At 63.1% G+C, this 3570-nt stretch carries 4 protein-coding genes and 1 pseudogene; 4 read left to right on the top strand and 1 reads right to left on the bottom strand.

Features of this window, described 5'->3' with window-relative positions; genetic code table 11:
- A partial coding sequence (locus tag EOA27_RS27700) for a DMT family transporter (RefSeq protein ID WP_145970567.1) occupies positions 1-657 on the top strand: 657 nt, incomplete at its 5' end.
- A gap of 3 nt (positions 658-660) precedes the next feature.
- Here the strand turns inward: EOA27_RS27700 and EOA27_RS27695 are convergent.
- Positions 661-1272 (bottom strand): thymidine kinase, encoded by a 612-nt coding sequence (locus EOA27_RS27695; RefSeq protein ID WP_126081619.1) that lies wholly within the window; start codon positions 1270-1272, stop codon positions 661-663.
- A gap of 248 nt (positions 1273-1520) precedes the next feature.
- On the opposite strand from EOA27_RS27695, the gene EOA27_RS27690 reads away from it, so the two are divergent.
- The 3 genes and pseudogenes from EOA27_RS27690 to EOA27_RS42355 form a co-directional block, all read left to right on the top strand.
- Entirely contained in the window at positions 1521-2456 is a 936-nt protein-coding gene (locus EOA27_RS27690) for a choline ABC transporter substrate-binding protein (RefSeq protein WP_042640272.1), read from the top strand.
- A 123-nt stretch (positions 2457-2579) separates the two neighbouring features.
- The gene (choW, locus tag EOA27_RS27685; RefSeq protein ID WP_126081620.1) at positions 2580-3434 is read left to right on the top strand and encodes a choline ABC transporter permease subunit; all 855 of its coding nucleotides are present in this window, start codon (positions 2580-2582) and stop codon (positions 3432-3434) included.
- Positions 3431-3570, top strand: a pseudogene (locus EOA27_RS42355) (choline ABC transporter ATP-binding protein); the annotation flags it as partial. The gene choW and the pseudogene EOA27_RS42355, both read left to right, overlap by 4 nt.

Genomic DNA, 3570 nt, shown 5'->3' with positions numbered 1-3570 from the left:
GTGCTGAGCTGGACGGCCTTCTTCGCCGGCTTCAGCATGACATCGATCGCGACGACGACAATCGTCTACCATGTACAGCCATTCTTCGTGGTGCTGATCGGCGTTGTCTTCCTCAAGGAACGCGTCTCGCCCGACCAGATCCTATGGATGCTTGGCGCGTTCCTCGGCGTGGTGCTGGCCAGCGGTCTGGTCGTCACACACGGCCATGCCGACGCCAAATGGGCGTTGGGCATCGCGCTGACGCTGGGCGCTGCCCTGCTTTATGCGGTGGCGACGATCCTTGCCAAGGGCCTCGGACAACAGCGCGCGGAGATCACCGTGCTTTGCCAGACGCTGGTCGGGGTCGTGTTGCTCGCCCCGTTCGCTGACATCGGCCATCCCATCCCGCCTGCGTCGTGGGGCTGGCTGGCCGGGATCGGAGTCCTGCATACCGGCATCGCCTATGTGCTGATGAACTCCGCCTTTCCGCGCCTGACGACGCCGGTCATCGGCATCCTCACTTTCATCTATCCGGTCGTGGCCATCATCATCGACTGGGCCATGTACGGCCACCCGCTCGGACCGGCGCAGGCTGCCGGCATGGCGCTGATTGCCCTGGCAACGCTCGGCGTGCGGCTTGGCTGGCGGTTTCCGATGCGGCGTGTCTCGGCCGCCTAAACCTCAGGGGCTGACAAAACCAATGAAATCGTCGGGAGCAGACCTGCCCATTTCCTCTTCCCAATGGCGGCGGCAGAGCGAGACATAGACGTCCTTGCCGATGGCGACCTGCTGGCCCTGCTTCGCCACCTTGCCGTCGGAGCCGAGCCTGACCACCATCGTGGCCTTGCGGCCGCAGCGGCAGATGGTGCGCACCTCGCGCAGGTCGTCGGCGATGGCGAGCAAAGCGCGCGAGCCGGAGAACAGCTTGCCCTGGAAATCGGTGCGCAGGCCGTAGCACATGACCGGGATGTTCAGCCTATCGGCGATGCGCGCGAGCTGCCAGACCTGCTCCTCCTCGAGGAACTGAGCCTCGTCGACGAATACGCAATGCACGGTCGTATGTTCGTGATGCTCGGCGACCCTGGCGAAGAGATCGTCGCCGTCGCGGAACATCTCGGCCTCGGATTCGAGGCCGATGCGCGACGAGATCAAGCCGCTGTCGCCCTTGCGATAATGTCCGGCGACGAACAGCATCGTCGACATGCCGCGTTCGCGATAGTTGTAGGACGCCTGCAAGAGCATCGTCGTCTTGCCGGCGTTCATCGTCGCGTAGTGGAAGTAAAGCTTGGCCATGCGTCCTTCTAAGCTCACATGTCGGCACCGGGGGAGGGGGGCGGAGGCTCCGTCCACCAAAAACTCCCTGCCGTCTAAAATCCGATGTCGTTCAAAAGCCTGTCATGTCGCGTAAAGGCCAGCGCGCGCCGTTCGTCGTGAGGTTGAAGCGCTTGAAACGGCTTCAAAATGGTGTTTGGCTGACGAAACAAGGCGGGCGCAAGAACCGTGACTTCGCACCGCCTGGTAATTGCAATGGGAGAAAGTTCATGTCGCGTATGAAATCTATCGCCGCGGGCATCGGCCTTGCGGCGCTTCTGACCACGACCGCCGCTTATGCCGGCGATCCGGCGAGCTGCAAGGCCGTTCGCCTTTCCGATGTCGGCTGGACCGACATCCAGGCCACGACGGGGCTGGCCTCGGTGCTGCTCACCGCGCTCGGCTACGAGCCGCAGACGATCCAGCTTTCGGTGCCGGTGACCTATGCGTCGCTGAAGAACAAGGACCTCGACGTCTTCCTCGGCAACTGGATGCCGTCGATGACCAACGACATCAAGGACTATACCGCCGACGGCTCGGTCGAGACGATCAGCACCAACCTGACCGGCGCCGGCTATGGCATCGTCGTGCCGACCTATGTCGCGGATGCCGGCGTCAAGACGCTGACCGATCTCGGCAAGTTCAAGGACAAATTCAACGGCAAGATCTACGGCATCGAGGCCGGCAACGACGGCAACCGCATCATCCTCGATATGATCAAGAACCCGAAGGACAATCTCGAGGGCTTTGAGCTGGTCGAGTCGTCGGAAGCCGGCATGCTGACGCAGGCCGAGCAGTCGATGAAGAACAATGAGTGGATCGCCTTCCTCGGCTGGACGCCGCACCCGGTGATGGGCGCCATGAAGATCACCTATCTCGACGGCATGGGCGACAGCGGCTTCGGCGCCGCCACCGTCTACACCAACGTGCGCAAGGGCTACACCACCGAATGCCCGAACGCCGCCAAGTTCATCGCCAACCTTAAGTTCAATCTCGACATGGAAGGCGAGATGATGGACGCGATCCTGAAGGGCGGCGATGCCCAGACGGTGGCGAAAGACTGGCTGAAGAAGCATCCCGACGCCATTGCGCCGTGGATTGCCGGCGTCACCACCTTTGATGGCGGCGACGCGGCTGCCGCCGTCAAGACCGCGCTCGGGAGCTGAGCCGCTTGGGACCGGCATGATTTCCGGAAAAGGGCAGCCCTTGAAGAGGCTGCCCTTTTTCATATGCCTGGAGACGTGAGAGGGTGACCGCGCGGCAAGCGCGGCGAAGCCGAGAGGGGAAAGATGGATCCGATTTCGAAATTCCTGACCGACTACAGAATCCCCATCGGGCCGTGGGGCAAGGCGTTCTTCGGCTTCCTGACCGACAATTTCGACACCATCTTCCGGGCTTTTTCAAACGGGCTGAATTTCATCCTCGACGGGGCGGTGAGCATCCTGCTGATGGTGCCGCCGGTGCTTCTGGCGCTGGTCATCGCGATCGTCGCCTGGCTTCTGCAGCGTTCGCGGCCGCTCGCTATCGGCGTCTTCCTCGGCCTGATCTTCATCATCAACCAGAACCTGTGGAAACAGACGGTGCAAACGCTGGTGCTGGTCGTTGCCGCCGCCGCCATGGCGATGGCGATCGGCGTGCCGCTCGGCATCTGGGCCGCGCACAAGCCGAAGGTCTACCGCGTCATGCTGCCGGTGCTCGACCTGATGCAGACGCTGCCGACCTTCGTCTACCTGATCCCGGTGCTCACGCTGTTCGGCCTCGGCAACGCGCCCGGTCTCATCGTCACCATCATCTTCGTCATCCCGACGGCAGTCAGGCTCACCCATCTCGGCGTGGTCTCGGTGCCCAAGGCGATCATCGAGGCGGGCGAGGCCTTCGGCGCCACCAAGCGCCAGCTCCTGTGGAAGGTGGAGCTGCCATCGGCGCTGCCGACCATCATGGCGGGTCTGACGCAATCGATCATGCTGTCGCTGTCGATGGTGGTGTTCGCCGCCCTGATCGGCGCCGGCGGCCTCGGCACGGAAATCAACCGCGCGCTCGGCTCGCGCCGCATCGATCTCGGGCTTGAGGCGGGCCTCGCGATCGTTGTGCTCGCGATCGTGCTCGACCGCATGACCCGCATCGGCGTTGGAGGCAAGAAATGACCGTCGCGGTTGATTTCAAGAATGTGGACATCGTCTTCGGGGCCGACCAGGCAGGTTCGCTGGCGCTGATCGACCAGGGCGCCACGCGCGCCGAGATCCTGGAAAAGACCGGCAATGTGCTGGGCTGCGCCGGCGC

It is taken from the genome of Mesorhizobium sp. M2A.F.Ca.ET.037.01.1.1, from assembly GCF_003998075.1.
Lineage (GTDB): Bacteria > Pseudomonadota > Alphaproteobacteria > Rhizobiales > Rhizobiaceae > Mesorhizobium.
Note: the sequence above shows the minus strand (reverse complement) of the source record. Positions and strands in the feature narration are given on the sequence as shown.